The organism is Aestuariivita sp., assembly GCF_049276915.1.
Taxonomy (GTDB): Bacteria; Pseudomonadota; Alphaproteobacteria; order Rhodobacterales; family Rhodobacteraceae; genus Aestuariivita.
This window is the reverse complement of the sequence record NZ_JBASXK010000024.1, coordinates 16,211-34,106: the sequence shown is the minus strand read 5'-3', so window position 1 is coordinate 34,106 and position 17,896 is coordinate 16,211. Positions and strand designations below refer to the sequence as shown.

The following is a 17,896-nucleotide window of genomic DNA, read 5'->3' as shown; positions in this document are numbered from 1 at the left end:
TCCAAAAGGTTATCCTGTCGCCGGTAACGGTGCCACAAACCAAAGAGGGTGACGAGCACCGCGAGGCGCGCGCAACTCGATCAACACGCATCGCGCGAACATGCCAAGCAAGACATGCGATCGCGCGCGCCCGGGCGCGACACGCTCGGCCTTGCCCCGGATACCGTGGTCTGGCTGATTGGTGGATCAGCGGCGGTGCTGTCACCCCACGATCGGATGTTCTGTCCTGCTGGATTTCCATTTTCGGCATTGTTTTTCGTATGATATGGCCCGAAAGCCTCAATCAAACAGCAAACGGGACTCTACATGGCACTTAACGGATTTGTGGGTTGGACTGGCGACGCCGGACAGGGTATCAGCAACACCGAAGTTGGCAGAGGTCTGATTATGGTGCGTTTGGTTTCACTGCTTTTGATTGCGGTACTGGGTCTTTCGGCTTGTAGTGCTCCGAGCAATGTCAGCACGCAGTTGGCCGCTGATGGCAAACCCTTGCCGCAAGTCTATCGGATCCGCCCCGGCGACACCGACAGAATGCAGATTCGGATGCTTGATTCGGTCAATGCACTGCGCCAGGCGTCTGGTTTGACGCCGGTCAAACTGAACAGTCAGCTCAATGCCGCCGCTGCAACCCATTCACGGGACATGTCGGTGCAGAACCGGCCCTGGCATTTTGGCTCGGACGGAAGCTCTCCGATCGACCGCGTGCGCCGTGTGGGCTATTCCGGCGAAATGGTGGGCGAAGTGATCTCGGAAACCTATGAAACCGAGCTCGAGTCGTTGGCCGCCTGGATGGAAAATCAGGGCAGTCGTTCGGTCATCATGGACAGCGATGCGCGGGACATGGGTTTTGCCTGGTTTCAGGAATCCAATGGCAAGATCTGGTGGACCATGGTCATGGGCTCAGGTCAGGGTTCGCTGGTCGGTCTGTGATCTGCAGCAATCTCAGGGCCGGATCGTGATGACCGTGCCATTGCGGACCATTGCATAGATTTCTTCCATATCGCGATTGATCACCGCGATACAGCCCCAGGTCCAGTCATCCCCTTTTGAACCGCGCCGCGATTTCAGCGCGTTGGGCTGGCCGTGGATAAAGATGTCTCCGCCAGGATTTTTGCCCAGCGCGCGCGCCTCGGCAATATCTTCTTCGTTGGGATATGAGATGCCCAAAGACAAATGGAACTGGCTGTTGGGATTACGCCGGTCGATCAGGTAGGTGCCCTCGGGTGTCTTCCCGTCACCTTCAAACTGTTTGTCACCCTCGGGCGCAAATCCCAGTTCAAAGTCATAGGACTTCAGGACCTTTTCATGATGCAGCAGGTACATCTTGCGCTGAGCCTTGTGCACGACGATCGACGTGACCTCTGGCCCGCTATATGATCGAAACTTGCTCTGAGTGCAGCCCGTGATCACCAGCGCAAGCGCCGATGTTGCCATAAGCCCAAAAGTCCGCCGTTTCATATTCACTGCCCACAAACATGTTTTTCTGGATGCATACTATGGGTCGCTGAATAGTCAAAATCACTTTTTGTCATTCTGCAGAGATATCTGGCGCTCGATCGCTTCCAGACGCGACAGAACCTGATCGCGATAACTGTCAGTCGCAGCATTGCTTTCCTGAGAATGCGCGTCCTGCATCGAATTGACGATCAGACCGACCAGCAGGTTCACGACGGCAAATGTGGTAACCATGATGAACGGCACAAAGAACACCCAGGCATAGGGGAACACTTCCATCACGGGACGCACGATGCCCATGGACCAAGATTCCAAAGTCATGATCTGGAACAGGGAATAGGCACTCAGGCCCAGCGTTCCGAACCAATCGGGAAAGGTGCCGCCGAACAACTTTGTCGCCATGACCGAGCCGATGTAAAAGATGATCGCCATCAGCAGAAAGACCGACCCCATACCGGGCAGGGCCGTCACAAAACCTTCGACCACGCGGCGCAGGCTGGGTGCAACCGAGATAGCGCGCAGAACACGCAGAATCCGCAAGGCGCGCAGAACAGACAGAGTCTCTGCCGCGGGAACCAGCGCAATCCCGACGATCACGAAGTCAAACAGGTTCCAGCCGCTGCGAAAGAACCTGCCGCCATAAGCAATCAGTTTCAGAATGATCTCGATCACGAAGATCGTCAGGCAGATGCGGTCGACAATGCTGATCAACGGCCCTGCGAAATCCATCAGGATCGGGGATGTTTCCATCCCCAACGTCACCGCATTGACGATGATGACGAGGACAATGGCCGTTCCCACGCGGGGTTGCTCAAGCCAATGGGCCAGTTTCTCGCGGAAAGTCATGATTGGGCCACTCCTCGTGATCTATTCTGCACCATCTGAGCCAAGGTAAAGCTTGCTGCAAGCTCTACATGGGCAGACCATCGAAACTGATCGACCACCTGCACCCAATTTAGACGATATCCGCCGTCAACCAGCATTCTTGCATCACGCGCAAAGGTCACCGGGTTGCAGGAAACAAAAGCAATCTGCGGGATTTGCGAGGCGGCCAGTTCCTGGGTCTGCGCCTCGGCACCCGCGCGGGGCGGATCAATGACGACAGCATCAAAGCGCTTCAGATCCTGCGCAATGACGGGATTGCGGAACAGATCGCGCGCTTGGGCCGTGACGCGCTTCAAACCGCTCGCATGCCGCCAGCCTTTGTCCAGCGCCTCGATCATGGCACGATCCGCCTCGATGGCATGAACCTCGGCCTTCTCAGCCAAAGGAAGGGTAAACGTGCCGCTTCCGGCAAAAAGGTCAAGAATATGCTGTGCCCCCTGCGTCGCTTCGATGACCGCCGACAGCAAGGCGGCTTCGCCTTCTACCGTGGCCTGCAAAAACGCCCCCGGAGGCGGCGCAACCTGCGCTGCACCAAAGCGTTGTATTGGCGTGCGACGGGTGACCACCACCTCATCGTCCCAGGTCAGCCGCGCCAGATCATGCCGCTCGGCAATACCCGCCAACAGGATCTGCAGCGGACCATCCAGAGGTTTGCCGCCACGCACAGCAAGGTCCAGCCCCCCCTCCGACACGGTGACCGTGACCGCCAAGGCACCCTTGCGGCTACTGCCCGCTTCGGTCAGGGCCGCTATTGCGTCACGCGCGCTCAGAATATCAGGCGACACCAGCACACAGCCCGGTATCTCGGTGATCGTGTCCGAGGCACGAGCATGAAATCCAACCAGCACGCCCTTCTTGGTGCGCCGCGCGGCCAGAGTTGCCCGCCGGCGCGACCCCGGTGGGGACGTCAGGATTTCGCGAAACTCGGGCGAAATGCCCTGAGCCGCCAAGGCCTGCCGCACGACATCTACTTTGAAAGCCGCCACGAATTCATCCGAGGCATGCTGCAAGCCACAGCCGCCACAAGCTTTGTAATGCGCACACAAGGGTTTGACCCGGTTTTCCGACGGGCTGTCGATACGGATATCTTTCAGGTGGCGTCCATCAAGCGTGCCGCTGACCACTTCACCCGGCAAGGTGCGCGGGGCAAAGATCGGGCCTTCGGCAATGCCGTCGCCCTGATGGCCTAATCGGTTGATTGTAAAGCTGTCCATCCCCCTCTCTTGCCACGCCGGTCTGAAAGGAACCAGTGCCTATTCCGCGGCTTCGGTGCGGATGAACCCGCCGGACTGACGATTCCAATACTGTGCATAAAGCCCATCGCGCGCCAGCAGAGCCTCATGCGACCCTTCTTCGACGATCCGGCCCTGGTCCATCACGAAAATCCGGTCCATCTCGGACAATGTGGACAGACGATGGGCGATCGCCAGAACGGTCTTGCCTTCCATCACCCGCTCCAAAGCGGTCTGGATCGAAGCCTCGACCTCGCTGTCCAGGGCGCTTGTGGCCTCATCCAGAACCAGAATGGGCGCATCCTTCAGGATGGCGCGGGCCAATGCGATCCGCTGGCGTTGCCCGCCGGACAGCTTTACGCCGCGCTCGCCCAGATGCGCGTCATAGCCTCTGCGCCCCTTGTGGTCTTCCAGATCCTGGATGAATTCATGCGCCTCGGCCCTTTTGGCAGCAGCAATCACCTCTTCCTCGGTCGCATCCGGGCGACCATAAAGAATGTTTTCCCGCGCCGAGCGATTGAACATCGCTGTCTCCTGCGTGACCATGCCGATGTTGCGCCGCAAACTTTCTTGCGTCACGGCACCAACCGACTGGCCATCAATGCGGATATCGCCCTTTTCCGCCTGATAGAGCCTGAGTAACAGCGAAACCAACGTCGATTTCCCGGCACCCGACGCCCCCACGATCCCCAGCTTTTCACCCGGCTTGATCGTCAGGTCGACATCCTGCACTCCGCTAGCCTGTCGCCCGTAAGCGAACGAGACATGATCAAACCTGATCTCTCCCTTGGTGACAGCCAGATCGGCAGCATCTTCAGCATCCAGAAGGCGCGTGCGCGGCGTCAGCGTGCGCATCCCATCCTCGACCTCTCCGATGTTGGAATAGATCGCCATCAACGTGAAACTCACCCAACCGGTCATCTGGGCAATGCGGATCGACACCGCACCAGCCGCCACGATATCGCCCGTCGTGGCCTGTCCCGATTGCCAGAACACCAGGGTCGCGCCGATCAACAAAACCGGCAGGACACCGGCAAGGGTCATCAGGCAGAACCGGAAAATGGCCGCCAGATACCCAAACTCCAGCGCCCTCTCACGAAACACGGACATCGCGCCCAGCGCGGCCCGGTCTTCATGATCTGCCAGCGCAAACAACTTCACCGTCTTGATGTTGGTGATCGTGTCAACCACCTGCCCCGACACCATGGCCCGCGCCCCGGCCCGCGCGGCAGAGCGTTTGCGGATACGTGGAAGGAACCACTTTATCGCGCCGAAATAGGCCATCAGCCACAGCAGGAAGATCGCAGTGACCCGCCCGTCAATCGTGCTGAGCAGCAGCAAAGAACCAACCAGCGAGGCCAGCGCAAAGGCCACAACGTTGATGACCTCGGAGACCACATCCGTCACCGCACGCGCTGTCTGCATTTGCTTTTGCGCGATGCGCCCGGCGAAATCGTCATCGAAAAAGGTCACGGACTGGCCCAACGTCCAGCGGTTCAGCCGCGACAGGACCAGAGGGTTCACATTCGGCCCCACGGCAATCGAGTTCATCGCCGCCGAAAGGCCAAAGAACAACGGCCGCGCCACGATGAAGAAGACAACCGCACCAACGATCATCACCGTGTTGGCAGGTGCAAAAAAGCCACCCGGCCCGCTGGCAACTGCCGTGTCAACAACCAGACCGAGGATATAGGCCGTTCCTGCTTCCAGCGCGCCCGCAATCGCCGAGGCCGCCGCCGCCAGCCACAAAACAGGCCATGCACCGGACAAACACCACGACATGAACGCCCCAAGCGTCTGAGGCGGTGGCCCCTCAGCGGGGCGAAAGGCGTCTATCCAGCGTCCTGGGTTCATTCAGCGGCATCCACATCCAGGAATCCACCCGATTGGCGGGCCCAGAACTGAGAATATAGGCCACCTTGCGCCAAAAGCGCAGAATGGCTGCCTTCCTCAACGACATGGCCCCGATCCAGAACCAGAATGCGGTCCATATGGGCGATGGTGGACAACCGGTGCGCGATGGCAATCACGGTCTTGCCTTCCATCATGCCATAGAGCGTTTCCTGAATCGCGGCCTCGACCTCGCTGTCCAAGGCACTGGTGGCTTCATCCAGCAAAAGGATCGGCGCGTTTTTCAGGATCACCCGCGCCAGCGTAACCCGCTGACGCTGGCCGCCCGACAGTTTGACGCCGCGCTCACCCACATGCGCGTCATAGCCCGACCTGCCCTGCGGATCTTGCAGTTCAAGAATAAAATCATGCGCCTGGGCCTGTTTGGCCGCGGCGATCATCATCTCTTCGGTTGCGTCGTCGCGGCCATAAAGAAGGTTCTCCCGGACGGAACGATGCAACAGGGCACTGTCCTGCTGCACCATCCCGATTTGCCGACGCAGGCTGTCCTGGGTCACCTTGGTGATGTCCTGACCGTCGATCAGGATACGCCCGGTTTCAGCGTCATAGAACCGAAGCAGCAGTTTGACCAAAGTCGATTTGCCCGCCCCGGAACGTCCGATCAGGCCGATTTTCTCGCCCGGTTTGATCACCAGATCAATCTTGTCCAACCCACCGGCACCGCGCCCATAGTGATGGCTTAACTGCTGCAGCTCGATCTTGCCTTCTGTGAGGGCAAGAGGCTTTGCCGCCTTGTCGTCAACCAGATCGATAGGCTGGGCAATCGTCTCCATGCCTTCGGCCACGACACCAAGCTGACGAAAGAACGTGGTCAGGGCCCACATGATCCAACCGGTCATCGCATTCAGCCGAAGCGTCAGAGCGGTGGCCGCAGCAACAGTACCGACCGACGCGGTGCCCTGCATCCAGAGGTAAATCGCCCAACCGACAACGCCAACGATCAGCAGTCCGTTCAAAGCCACCAGCGCCATGTCCATTGTCGTGTAGATGCGCATCTCGGCCGCAAAGGTGCGCCGCGTGTTTTCGATGGCCTCCTTGGCATAGTTCAGCTCATTGTCGTGATGCGCGAACATCTTGACCGAGTGGATGTTGGTATAGCTGTCCACCACGCGCCCGGTGACGGTCGAGCGCGCATCAGATGCTGCCTTGGAGGCAGGCCCAACGCGTTTGATCGTCCATTTCACCAACAGACCATAAAGCACAAACCAAACCAGAAGCGGCAACAGCAACCGGGGATCAGAGGTTGTCAGCAGGATCGCCGCACCGATCAGATAGGCCAGGGAAAAGGTGATGGCGTCGAACACCTGAAACACCACCTCACCGGCGGCGGGCGGAGTCTGCATGATCCGGTTGGCTATGCGTCCGGCAAAATCATTCTCGAACCAGCCAACTGACTGACGCAGCACATGCTTATGCGCGCGCCAGCGAAAGATCGTGCCAAGGTTGGGCATGATCGCATTGTTCAACAGCAGCACATCCAAACCCTGGATCGCGGGGCGCAGCAAAAGAATGAACACGGCGACCACGATCAGTTCGGTGCCGTGGGCTGCCCAGACCTCACCCGGCTCTCCGCCCAGCAGGTCGACGACACGGCCCATATAGTAGATCAGGCCAACCTCGATCGACGCCACAAGAATGGACAGCACCGCCGTAAAAAAGAACAGGCGACCAAAGGGCTGCGTATAGTCGCGCATGAAAGGCCACAGGCGCGTGGCAGGCACGTCCTTGGCGTCATAGTCCTGATAAGGGTCGATCAAATTTTCAAAGAAACGAAACATAACGGTGCTCCTGATGAGCATAGATAGAGACAAATGCAGACAAGGGTAGCTCCAGGGCTCCCCCGACATGTCACGGGGCACCCGGGCCTAGATAAGCCAGATACCGTGATGCATGCAGTGTCCCTCCGAGATGCAGTCGCGGTGTCCTACGGCAGAATGCGCAGCAAGTCACCCCTTTTTGGTCTGTTCAGACAGTTCCAGCAAATCACTGCGGCTCAGGGTGAAATTGGATGCAATCCATGCCGCCTCAAGTGACCTGAGTGTTTCACCAAGGGCGGGACCTGATATCGCAGGCATCAGATCGCCTGATGAGACCGGGAATGTCTGCCTGGCTCCAGTCCGCGCCAGGTCCAGGTCCGCATCGGCCAGAGGCTGTCCCATCAAGGCCGCCCGAAGCGTCAATGCGGCGCGGGCTTCGCTTTCCCCAAGGCGATAGCCCAGCGCACCGGGGTCCCCTTCTTCGGCGGCGGCGCGCAGAACCGCGGCGCGGCGTGCATCTGCTTTGCTCAGTCGCAGTGCCGCGTCAAAACCGCGACCCAGCGCGGCTAGCCTGAGAACAGCGTCATGGCTGTCGCAAAGATGCACCAAAGGACCAAGCGCCGTGTCATCGGCACCGGGCAAGATCGCCTGCAACACGCCGATCTGGCGCATCGAGGCCACTGAAGGTGCCGGATCAGGCGCGCCAAGAAGCTTCATCATTTCGGCTCCGACCCTCTCGCGAGACAGGCTGTGCAACCCTTCCAGATGTGCGGCAATCGCGGCGAGCGCATCAGGATCCATCCCGCCCGCGGCATCGCCATACCAGGCGTGAAAGCGAAAGAACCTGAGCGAGCGCAGGTGATCCTCGCGGATACGATCCTGCGCCAGGCCGATGAACCGAACGCGCCGGGCCTGCAGGTCAGGCAGGCCGCCCAAAGGATCCATCACCTCTCCCTCGGGCGTTGCGTACAGGGCATTCATCGTGAAATCGCGCCGCGCCGCGTCCTCGGCAACATCTTTTGAAAACGCGACCACCGCACGGCGGCCATCGGTTTCGACATCGCGGCGAAACGTGGTGACCTCATGAGGCAGGCCAGCGGAAACAACCGTGATCGTGCCATGATCAATCCCGGTGCGAACGGCCTTCAGCCCGGCCGCCTCAACCAGCGCAATCACCTGATCCGGCGTCACATCCGTGGCAATGTCGATATCACGGACCGGGGCACCCAGAAGGGTGTTACGCACACAGCCGCCCACAAACAGCGCCAGCCCACCCGATTTGGTCAGAGCCGAACATACCGCCTGTGTTTCAGGGCGATCCAACCAGTTCGCAGTAAGCCGAGTCATCCATCCATCCGTGCCGCCATCCCACGCAGGATACGCGCGGTTGCACCCCAAATGTAATAGGGGCCGTGGGGCACGGTGAAATACTTGCGCCGCAGACCGCGCCAGCGGCGGGATTCGACCAGGTAGTTTCGCGTGTTCATCAGATGGGTCAGCGGGGTGAAAAACACCTCGTCGACCTCGCCGGGTTCAGGCCTGACCTGAAACGGCTGATCAATCAGCGCGATAACTGGCGTGATCACGAAGCTTGTCACCGTCTCATGTGTCGGCAAAGTCCCGATCACGCGGGCACACCCGTCGGGCAGCCCGATTTCTTCGCGGGCTTCGCGCAGTGCCGCTGCGACCACATCCGCATCGCTGTCATCCTGTTTGCCGCCCGGAAAGGCGATTTGTCCCGGATGATGCTTGAGGGCCGAAGATCGTTTCGTCAGAACCACCTGTGGTACGTCGCCAAACGTCGTCACGCCGATCAATACCCCGGCCGGGCGCAATTGGCGCCCCGCCGGCAGTGCCATGTCCGGGTTCAGATCGAAATCCGAGGAATCATCCCCGGGTCGGGCAATCGCGGCCCTGAGCTGCGTTTCAAGATCACTCACCCGATGTCTCTTCGGCCTCGAAACCCAGGGACTTGGGGTCAAGGTCATAATGCGCTCCACAGAACTGACAATCTGCCGTCACGCGGCCTTCGTCCGTTGTCATCTTTTCGATGTCGCGCGCCGAATAGATCGACAGGCTCTGGCGCACGCGATCTTCCGAACAGGTACAGCCAAAGCGAACCGCCTGCGCATCGTACACACGCGGCTGTTCCTGGCTGAACAGTCGGATCAAAAGATCGGTTGGAGGTATGCTCGGACCGATCAGCTCGATCTCCTCGACCGTATCAAGCAGGATGTTCACGCGGTTCCAGTTCTCTCCGTCATCGCCATCCACAAGATCGGACGCGTTCAGGATATCGCCGGATCCTTCACCCGAGGCCACGAACGGAGACGACTTGGGCATATGCTGCAGCATGATCCCGCCGGCGCGCCAATGCGCGTGGCTCCCGGGTTCTTGCGACAGGCCGAAAGACAACGAAAACCGTGTCGGCAACTGCTCGGACTGGGCAAAATACGCCTCGGCGCAGCTGCTCAGCGAACCGCCGGTCAAAGGTGTGATCCCCTGATAGGGCGTCATGTCCTGACCCTGATCAATCATGATCGCAAAATAGCCATCGCCGACCTGATCGAAGGGCGCGCCATCGGTCAGGCGATCTTCGTCATAGCTGGCATAGGCGCGAATCTGCGCCGACTGGCCTTCTTCCTGCGGAGCATAGTAATCGGTGGCGATCATCCGCACGGCACCCTTGGACTGCACTTGCAGCGACAGTTTCCAGCGCAGCTTGACTGCCTGGCCGATCAAGGCGGTCAGCACGGCCATCTCGGCCACCAGTGCCTCGACGGCAGGCGGGTAATCGTGCTGTTTCAGAATTCCGCTCAGAACGCCGTCCAGACGGGCCACGCGGCCGCGCATATCCGACGCATCAAGCTGGAAGGGCAGGACGGTGTCGTCCCACACAATTTGAGATCCACGGGTCATGGGGTTTCCTTGGTGCCTGTGACTTGGCATACCGCGCCTATATAAGAGCATCAAGCAGAGTGAAAAGAGGCAAGCTGGTATGATCAGACGTTTCGGCTCTCCACCCGAGGCAGGGCGGATCTATACACCCCGCCCCGGTGCCTATGCAATTTTGCCCCGCGAGGGGCAGCTTCTGCTGACGGTTCAGATGGAAGAGCAGCCTGATATCCAGCTTCCCGGCGGAGGGATTGATCCCGGCGAAACCCCGGTTTCGGCCCTGCACCGAGAGGTGTTTGAAGAGACCGGCTGGCGTATCGCGTCGCCAAGGCGGCTGGGAGTGTTCCGCCGGTTCGTGTTCATGCCCGAATACGATCTCTGGGCCGAAAAGATCTGCCATATCTATCTGGCGCGCCCAACGCGCCAGATCGGGCCGCCTCTGGAAGAAGATCACGAGGTGATCTGGGCGTCTCCAAGCACCGCTGCTGATCTTCTTGGAAATCCCGGCGACCGGCATTTTGCGGGTCTGTATCAGCGGTTGCTGTCGGGGCCCTGATATTCGAACAAAAGCGCGGAAACATCATCGCTCATTCCCGTTTCAGGTGTCATCCGTTCGGTCAGTCGCCAAAAGACATCGTCCAGCATCTCGCGACCGGCGATGTGGGTGCTTGACTGCAACATGTCGACCAGGCCCGCCTCTTCCAGCATCTCACCCTGATCCACCTGACATTCCGTCAGGCCGTCCGAATACAAAAGCAACCGATCGCCCGGTTGCATGCGGAACTCCATTTGCTCAAACCTGACATCGGGCAACAACCCGACGGGTACGCCGCCGCCGCCGATGAATTCGACCTCACCGGTCTGGCGCAGCAACATGGGATGCGGGTGGCCCGCCTGCACAAGCCGCACAAGGCCTGTTCTCAGATCCGCTGTTCCATAGGCCAGGGTGAAATACTCTTCGATACCGGTGTCGGCATTCAGGCGCGCGTTCAGATGCGACGCCACATCCACGGGTTCGCGCAGGGCATATGACCCATCCGGGTGCCTTTGAACCGCGACGTTCTGTTCAAGGTGAATACTGGACAGATAGCTGCCCAAACGCGCGGTCATCATCGCCGACGTGATCCCGTGACCAGAGACATCAATGCTGTAAAATCCGACCCAGTCAGGATCGGGCGAGAACATTCCCACCAGATCGCCACCGATATGGCCGCAGGGCTCAAGCAGCAGGCTGATCCGGGACAGGCCGAAATTCTGATCGCGAAGCGGCACCAGCGATTCCTGGATTTTGCGTGCCTGGATCAGGTCCGCGTCGATCTTGTCATAGACATCCTGCAACCGGGCCAAAGCGTCCGAAATAACCCGGTTCTTCTCGCGCAGTTCGCGTTGCATCTGGATGATGCGATCTCCGGCGGAAATCCGGGCGCGCAGCTCGTGGGGATTGACCGGCTTTGTCAGAAAATCATCGGCCCCCGCATTCAGACCATGGGCCACTTCGGTCGCTTCGCTTTTCGAGGTCAGCAAGATGAAATACCCGTATCTTTCACCCGACATGTCCCGAAAGGCCTGACAGAACTCGGGCCCGGACATGCCCGGCATGACCCAGTCACTGAGAATGAGATCCGGGCGCTGATGACGGCACATGTTCAGCGCGCTCTGGGCGTCCTCAGCCTCCCGGACGTCAAAACCCCAGCGGCGCAGGGAAGCGGCGATGATCCGACGCTCAAGCCGGCTGTCATCGACGACCAGAACATGTCGCAGCGAGGGCGCGCTGTCCTGCCCCTCCAGCTTGAGTGAACCTGTCTGAAAGTTGCTTGTCACAGCTACCTGCCTTTACCATTCGTGATCTCAGGCAGGATCCTTGATCAGCCGGGTTAAGGGCTCATGAAAGACGGCATTTGAGTATTTCAAACACGCGCCTTTACCAAAACTTCACAACCCCAATGCCATGCTGCCCTGAGGAGACATGCCATCATGATCAACTGGGACCGTGTGCGCAGCTTGCGCGATGACATCGGAAACGAGGAGTTCGACGAGATCGTCGACATCTTCCTTGAAGAAGTTCAGGAAGTTGTCGACAAATTGCGTGACGCGCCTGTTGTTGCAGACCTTGAGTTTGACCTGCATGCGCTGAAAAACGGGGCCCTCAACCTTGGTTTCATGGATCTTTCAGGGCTGTGCCAGACGGGGGAACGACGCGCGGCGCAAGGCGACGGCGTCGCGGTCGATCTGCAACAGATCGTGGGCGTCTTTGAAAGCTCGCGCCGGCAGTTCCTGACCGATCTTCCGACAGAACTGGAGGGCTGAGGGGCAGGTCACATCAGCTTGTAGAACTCGGTCAGCTTCAGCGCACCAAAGTCACGCAGCGCCTTGGCACGCAAGCCGCGCATGCCCTTCAGCCAACGCTCCCTGTCGGCGGCCCGCAGATTGACGAATTGCGCGACCTCTTCATGCGGCAGGATCATGAACCGCTCGTCTGCAATCGCTTCCATCACTGTTTGGGCAACCTGTTCGGGCGTGCGCAAGGCGGGCGTGCCTGCCGCATCCTCGGCGCTCAGACCGATCAGTGGGGTCGCCACATATTGCGGACAGATCACCGATACCTTTATGCCGTCATCCCCATGAGCGATGGCCAGCGATTCCGCGAAACTCACAGCGGCATGTTTCGTCGCGCTGTAAGCGGCGTCACCGATCTGGTTCAGCAAACCCGCCGCCGAGGCCATGTTCACCAGATAGCCGTCACCGCGTTCGATCATTGAGGGCAAAACGGCGCGCGCGGCGTAGACATGGCTCATCACATGCACATCCCAGTTCAGCTGCCAGACCTTGTCGCTTGCCGAAGCGGCATGCGACGGCTCTCCGCGACCCAGGCCGGCATTGGACACAAAGATATCCACCTGCCCGAACCGTTCCGTCGCCGCGGCCACCACAGCCTGAATATCGGACTCGTGCACGACGTTGCAGGCCATGCCGATGCCGCCAATCTCGGCCGCAAGCGCGATCGCCGCATCACCGTTCAGATCGGCGATCACGACATTTGCGCCAGCCGCAGCCATTGCACGCGCGATCGCCTCACCGATACCGCTGGCTCCACCAGTAATGATTGCCGTCTTGCCAGATACGTCCATCAAGCACCTCCCTCAGAGAACGAATTGCGCCACCGTCTCATCATTGGTGATGTCGGTATAGGTAAACCCCGCGTCATCCAGATGCGCGAACAAACGGTCGAAATTCTCGGGCAGAGTCGTCTCGATCCCGATCAGAACAGATCCGAAATTTCGCGCCGATTTCTTCAGATACTCAAACCGGGCGATGTCATCATCGGGCCCCAGAATGTTCAGGAATTCCTTCAGCGCCCCAGGTCGCTGCGGCAAACGCAGAATAAAGTACTTCTTTGTGCCCGAGTAACGCTGGGCGCGCTCTTTCACTTCGGGCAGGCGTTCGAAATCGAAATTCCCGCCCGATGTCAGACAGACCACGGTCTTGCCGCGCACCTGCCGGGCAATGTCGCTCAGGGCTTCGACAGCCAGCGCGCCTGCCGGTTCCAGAACGATGCCTTCGACATTCAGCATCTCGATGATCGTTGTGCAGATCCGGTCCTCGGGCAGAACCAGCGCGTCGCGGATCGGCGTATGCTTGAGAAGCTCAAAGGTCAGCTCACCGATCCGGCCAACGGCAGCACCATCGACAAATGTATCCACATGATCCAACTGCACGGGATGACCCGCTGCCAGGGCCGCACGCAGGCAGGCCCCGCCTTTCGGCTCGACAAAAAACGGATAGGTCCGATCCCCCAGATAGCTTGCCACGCCTGATGACATCCCGCCGCCGCCGACCGGCAAAACGATGAAATCGGGCGCGCGGCCCAGCTGTTCCTCGATCTCGACAGCGACCGAGGCCTGGCCTTCGATCACATCCGCGTCGTCAAAAGGCGACAGGAAGTACCCGCCATGTTCCGCAGCATAGGCCTGAGCAGAGGCCAGCGTATCGTCAAAATAATCGCCGATCAGCGTGATCTGAACCTGATCCCCGCCAAACATCCGCGTTTTTTGAATCTTTTGCTGAGGCGTGGTGACCGGCATGAAGATCACGCCATGCACGCCGAAATGCTTGCACATGTAAGCCACGCCCTGCGCGTGATTGCCGGCACTTGCGCAGACAAACAGCTTTTGATCGGGCAGTTTGCGCATCGCATTGAACGCGCCACGCAGTTTATAGGAACGAACCGGGCTCAGATCTTCGCGCTTGAGCCAGATGTCGGCACCATAGCGCTCAGACAGATGCGCATTCAGCTGCAAGGGCGTCGGCTCGAACACCCGACGCATTTCTTCGGTGGCCGCACGGGCCCTGTCACGAAAATCACTCATCCGCCTTCTGTGGCGCAGCTCGACAGCCAAAGCAAGCGCGGGCTGGCTTGTTCACGGCCACAAAACCCGGTAACAGCCAGCCGTTCTTCGCCAAAAAGGAAAGCCCCAATGTCCGCGCCCAAGAAAGTTGTCCTTGCCTATTCCGGCGGTCTCGACACGTCGATCATTCTGAAATGGTTGCAGACCGAATATGGCTGCGAAGTGGTGACCTTCACCGCCGATCTGGGCCAGGGCGAAGAGCTGGAGCCTGCGCGTGAAAAGGCTCTGATGCTGGGGATTCCGGCTGAAAACATCTATATCGAGGATGTCCGCGAAGAGTTCGTGCGCGATTTCGTCTTCCCGATGTTCCGCGCCAATGCGGTCTATGAGGGGCTTTATCTTCTGGGCACCTCGATTGCGCGCCCACTGATCTCCAAGCGCCTTGTCGAGATCGCCGCCGAAACCGGAGCGGATGCGGTCGCACATGGCGCAACCGGCAAGGGCAATGATCAGGTGCGGTTCGAGCTGAGCGCCTATGCCTTGAACCCCGATATCAAGGTGATCGCACCCTGGCGCGAGTGGGATCTGACCTCGCGCAGCAAGTTGATTGATTTTGCTGAGAAAAACCAGATTCCGATCGCAAAGGACAAACGCGGCGAAGCGCCGTTTTCAGTCGATGCGAACCTTCTGCACACCTCGTCCGAGGGCAAGGTTCTGGAGGATCCCGCGGAAATGGCCCCGGATTATGTCTATCAACGCACCGTTCATCCAGAGGATGCGCCAGATACACCCGAGTATGTCGAGATCGGGTTCGAAAAGGGCGATGCAGTCTCTATCAATGGGGAAATGCTGTCTCCGGCGATGCTTTTGACCAAGCTGAATGAGCTGGGCGGCAAACATGGCTGCGGGCGACTTGACCTTGTCGAAGGGCGGTTTGTCGGCATGAAATCCCGCGGGATTTACGAAACGCCCGGTGGCACGCTGCTGCTGGAGGCGCATCGCGGAATCGAATCGATCACGCTGGATCGCGGGGCCGCGCATCTCAAGGACGAACTGATGCCGCGCTATGCCGAACTGATCTATAACGGTTTCTGGTTCTCGCCTGAACGCGAAATGCTGCAGGCGGCAATTGATGCCAGCCAGGGCCATGTGACCGGCACGGTGCGCTTGAAGCTGTACAAAGGCAGTGCGCGGTGCGTCGGACGCTGGAGCGATCACAGCCTGTACTCCGAAGCCCATGTGACCTTCGAGGACGATGCAGGGGCTTATGATCAGAAGGACGCCGCCGGGTTCATCCAGCTGAACGCGCTGCGTCTTAAACTGATCGCAGCACGCAACCGGCGGGTCAAATAACCCATGTTAGAGCCGCTTTTGCGTCTTTGCACCGCATCTGACCACAGGGCAAACCAACATGCTGTCTGAGATTCTTCCCGAACTGCAGGCCGGGCTTGAGAACCGCCCCTTCGAGGGAAGCCTCAAGTTCGACTGTGGCGAGGCCGGTGTGATTGTTCTGGCGGACGGGACGGCGACGGATGTGGATCGCGACACCGATTGCACCCTGACCCTGTCCGAGGAAAACCTGGTCAAGCTGCTGACGGGTAAACTGAACGCCATGACGGCGGTGATGATGGGCAAGATAAAGATCTCGGGCAATCCGGCGGTGGCGATGAGGCTGGCGGATTTGCTTAAAGCTTGAAGGCTCTGAGCGCGTCGTAATACGGCAGGGCCTGCTGGGCCAGCTGTGCCATATCAGGCTCTAACAAGGGCAAATCACCCTCTTTCTCAGCAAATCCGGTCGAGAGATGCACAGCCCCGTACCAATGGGTTGCCCACACTCCGTCAAAGGGTTTTGGGCCTGCGGGCCAGTGCAGCATCGCGGGGTCCCAGTCCAGGTCTATGGCCTTGCACAGCGCAGTCAGCATGGCTTTGGGATCACGGCGTATATCCGTGCTTTCCAGCACAGGACCCGGGAATTTCAGATATAATTCAAGCTGTTGGCGAAACCCTATGTCATCGAGGGTGGGCTGTTCGCGCTTGGCCGCATAGCTGGCGATGACCCGCGCGGGATGGCGGATGAGGTGCACATTCACGCAATCCGCCGCCCAGTCCAAAGGGAAACCTTCTAACATGTGAAGCGGCATGTGCTTCATGTAAAAATGCTTTTTTCCCAATGGGATAGCGCCCGAACACCGGGCCGCTACGGCGATCGGATCGGCCTCGTGCGTGGCGATGATCTGATCTCGCATCGGGTGATCGCTGCCGCTTGCAGCCAGATAGGGCGCATAGAACGGCTCGTCCCAGACGGCGAAATCGGGGCGCGCGGCGAAGGCGTACATCATCGCGGTCGAGATGTTGCGCGGGCCCGACCACATGGCGATTTTCATCTGCGTGACCCCGATTTTGTGCGTTTTGTACATGTGAAACCGGGCAAGGCGTTGGTTTTGTACATCGCCTCAACCCGCTGCATCGGCCTCGACCAGGGCTTTGTAGAGCTCGCGGATGCGCATCGTCATCGGGCCCATCTGCCCGGTTCCGATCTGACGCCCGTCGATTTCACCAACCGGAGTCTGGGCGCCGAACGTGCCGGTCAGGAAGGCTTCCTCGGCGCTGTATGTATCGACAAGCGAGTAATTGCGCTCGAAGACCGGAATACCATCGGCGCGGCAGACGTCGATCACCTTTTGCCGCGTGATCCCGTTCATGCAGTAATCCCCGGTCGAGGTCCAAATCTCACCCTTGCGCACGATGAAAAAGTTACAGGCATTCGTGGTGTTCACGAATCCATGCACGTCCAGCATCAACCCCTCATCCGCACCGGCTTTTTCAGCCGCGATACACGCCAGGATGCAGTTCAGCTTGGAATGTGAATTCAGCTTGGGGTCCTGTGTCATCGGCAGGCCGCGCAGGTGAGGCACGGTCGCCAGACGGATCGGGCGGGGAATCGATGGCTTGGAATGCTCCATGATGATGACCATCGTGGGCCCGGACCGGCTGAGGCCGGGATGCTGGAACGGGCGGGTCTTGACCCCGCGTGTCACCATCAGGCGGGCATGGGCATCTGTGGTCATCTGATTGGCGATTTGTGTCTCTAACAAAGCGGAAACCACGCCCTGGTGATCCAATCCGATATCCAGATCAATGGCCTTGGCGGCCTCGAACAGCCGGTCGATATGTTCATCCAGAAAGGCCCATGTCCCGTCATAAAGGCGCAACCCCTCCCAGACGCCGTCCCCCAACATGAAACCGCTGTCATAGACGCTGACCGTGGCCTGCGCCTTGGGCACGATCCGACCGTTCACATAAATCAGGATCGTATCGTTTCGTGCATCTTCCTGGGCCTGATGGGTGGTGACGTGATCGGACATGACGCTCTCCTTTTGACGGGGACGCTAGGCAAGCATGACACAAGTGCCAA

Annotated in this window: 18 protein-coding genes; 5 read left to right on the top strand and 13 right to left on the bottom strand. The window is 59.2% G+C overall.

What is annotated here, in order from left to right; genetic code table 11:
* The first annotated feature begins 387 nt into the window (after positions 1-387).
* Positions 388-930 (top strand): CAP domain-containing protein, encoded by a 543-nt coding sequence (locus WAO69_RS02400; RefSeq protein ID WP_422176371.1) that lies wholly within the window; start codon positions 388-390, stop codon positions 928-930.
* 12 nt (positions 931-942) lie between these two features.
* Here the strand turns inward: WAO69_RS02400 and WAO69_RS02395 are convergent, their stop codons facing one another.
* The 8 genes from WAO69_RS02395 to WAO69_RS02360 form a co-directional block, all read right to left on the bottom strand.
* Entirely contained in the window at positions 943-1,458 is a 516-nt protein-coding gene (locus WAO69_RS02395) for a L,D-transpeptidase family protein (RefSeq protein WP_422176365.1), read from the bottom strand.
* Between the two features lie 60 nt (positions 1,459-1,518).
* Positions 1,519-2,301 carry an ion transporter gene (locus WAO69_RS02390; protein WP_422176363.1) on the bottom strand — a complete coding sequence of 261 codons (783 nt, stop codon included), beginning with the start codon at positions 2,299-2,301 and terminating at the stop codon, positions 1,519-1,521.
* On the bottom strand, positions 2,298-3,554 hold the full coding sequence (locus tag WAO69_RS02385; RefSeq protein ID WP_422176361.1) for a class I SAM-dependent RNA methyltransferase: 1,257 nt from the start codon (positions 3,552-3,554) through the stop codon (positions 2,298-2,300). Before WAO69_RS02385 ends, WAO69_RS02390 begins: the two co-directional genes overlap by 4 nt.
* A 39-nt stretch (positions 3,555-3,593) precedes the next feature.
* Positions 3,594-5,426 (bottom strand): ABC transporter ATP-binding protein, encoded by a 1,833-nt coding sequence (locus tag WAO69_RS02380; RefSeq protein ID WP_422176359.1) that lies wholly within the window; start codon positions 5,424-5,426, stop codon positions 3,594-3,596.
* Positions 5,423-7,261, bottom strand: a complete 1,839-nt coding sequence (locus WAO69_RS02375; protein ID WP_422176357.1) for an ABC transporter ATP-binding protein — start codon at positions 7,259-7,261, stop codon at positions 5,423-5,425. Before WAO69_RS02375 ends, WAO69_RS02380 begins: the two co-directional genes overlap by 4 nt.
* 168 nt (positions 7,262-7,429) lie before the next feature.
* Complete coding sequence (locus tag WAO69_RS02370) at positions 7,430-8,587, bottom strand: CCA tRNA nucleotidyltransferase (RefSeq protein ID WP_422176355.1); 1,158 nt, start codon at positions 8,585-8,587, stop codon at positions 7,430-7,432.
* The gene (locus WAO69_RS02365) at positions 8,584-9,180 is read right to left on the bottom strand and encodes a CoA pyrophosphatase (RefSeq protein WP_422176353.1); all 597 of its coding nucleotides are present in this window, start codon (positions 9,178-9,180) and stop codon (positions 8,584-8,586) included. Before WAO69_RS02365 ends, WAO69_RS02370 begins: the two co-directional genes overlap by 4 nt.
* The gene (locus WAO69_RS02360) at positions 9,173-10,159 is read right to left on the bottom strand and encodes an Hsp33 family molecular chaperone HslO (RefSeq protein WP_422176351.1); all 987 of its coding nucleotides are present in this window, start codon (positions 10,157-10,159) and stop codon (positions 9,173-9,175) included. The genes WAO69_RS02365 and WAO69_RS02360 overlap by 8 nt, the downstream gene beginning before the upstream one ends.
* 79 nt (positions 10,160-10,238) lie before the next feature.
* On the opposite strand from WAO69_RS02360, the gene WAO69_RS02355 reads away from it, so the two are divergent.
* The gene (locus WAO69_RS02355) at positions 10,239-10,691 is read left to right on the top strand and encodes an NUDIX hydrolase (RefSeq protein WP_422176349.1); all 453 of its coding nucleotides are present in this window, start codon (positions 10,239-10,241) and stop codon (positions 10,689-10,691) included.
* Here WAO69_RS02355 and WAO69_RS02350 read toward each other — a convergent pair.
* Entirely contained in the window at positions 10,667-11,956 is a 1,290-nt protein-coding gene (locus WAO69_RS02350; RefSeq protein WP_422176347.1) for a PP2C family protein-serine/threonine phosphatase, read from the bottom strand. The genes WAO69_RS02355 and WAO69_RS02350 overlap by 25 nt on opposite strands.
* A gap of 153 nt (positions 11,957-12,109) precedes the next feature.
* Here WAO69_RS02350 and WAO69_RS02345 point away from each other — a divergent pair, with 153 nt between their 5' ends.
* A complete protein-coding gene (locus WAO69_RS02345) occupies positions 12,110-12,442 on the top strand; it encodes an Hpt domain-containing protein (RefSeq protein WP_422176345.1) in 333 nt (110 codons plus the stop codon).
* Positions 12,443-12,450: 8 nt separating this feature from the next.
* Here the strand turns inward: WAO69_RS02345 and WAO69_RS02340 are convergent, their stop codons facing one another.
* On the bottom strand, positions 12,451-13,263 hold the full coding sequence (locus tag WAO69_RS02340; RefSeq protein WP_422176343.1) for an SDR family oxidoreductase: 813 nt from the start codon (positions 13,261-13,263) through the stop codon (positions 12,451-12,453).
* A gap of 12 nt (positions 13,264-13,275) precedes the next feature.
* Complete coding sequence (ilvA, locus tag WAO69_RS02335) at positions 13,276-14,502, bottom strand: threonine ammonia-lyase IlvA (protein WP_422176341.1); 1,227 nt, start codon at positions 14,500-14,502, stop codon at positions 13,276-13,278.
* A gap of 108 nt (positions 14,503-14,610) precedes the next feature.
* Here ilvA and WAO69_RS02330 point away from each other — a divergent pair, with 108 nt between their 5' ends.
* Both WAO69_RS02330 and WAO69_RS02325 read left to right on the top strand, forming a co-directional pair.
* Complete coding sequence (locus WAO69_RS02330) at positions 14,611-15,834, top strand: argininosuccinate synthase (RefSeq protein ID WP_422176339.1); 1,224 nt, start codon at positions 14,611-14,613, stop codon at positions 15,832-15,834.
* A 58-nt stretch (positions 15,835-15,892) separates the two neighbouring features.
* The gene (locus WAO69_RS02325) at positions 15,893-16,177 is read left to right on the top strand and encodes an SCP2 sterol-binding domain-containing protein (RefSeq protein WP_422176337.1); all 285 of its coding nucleotides are present in this window, start codon (positions 15,893-15,895) and stop codon (positions 16,175-16,177) included.
* Here the strand turns inward: WAO69_RS02325 and WAO69_RS02320 are convergent.
* Together WAO69_RS02320 and WAO69_RS02315 are read right to left on the bottom strand one after the other, a co-directional pair.
* On the bottom strand, positions 16,167-16,865 hold the full coding sequence (locus WAO69_RS02320; protein ID WP_422176369.1) for an HAD family hydrolase: 699 nt from the start codon (positions 16,863-16,865) through the stop codon (positions 16,167-16,169). The genes WAO69_RS02325 and WAO69_RS02320 overlap by 11 nt on opposite strands.
* 69 nt (positions 16,866-16,934) lie before the next feature.
* Positions 16,935-17,846 (bottom strand): D-amino acid aminotransferase, encoded by a 912-nt coding sequence (locus WAO69_RS02315; RefSeq protein WP_422176335.1) that lies wholly within the window; start codon positions 17,844-17,846, stop codon positions 16,935-16,937.
* Positions 17,847-17,896: the final 50 nt, after the last annotated feature.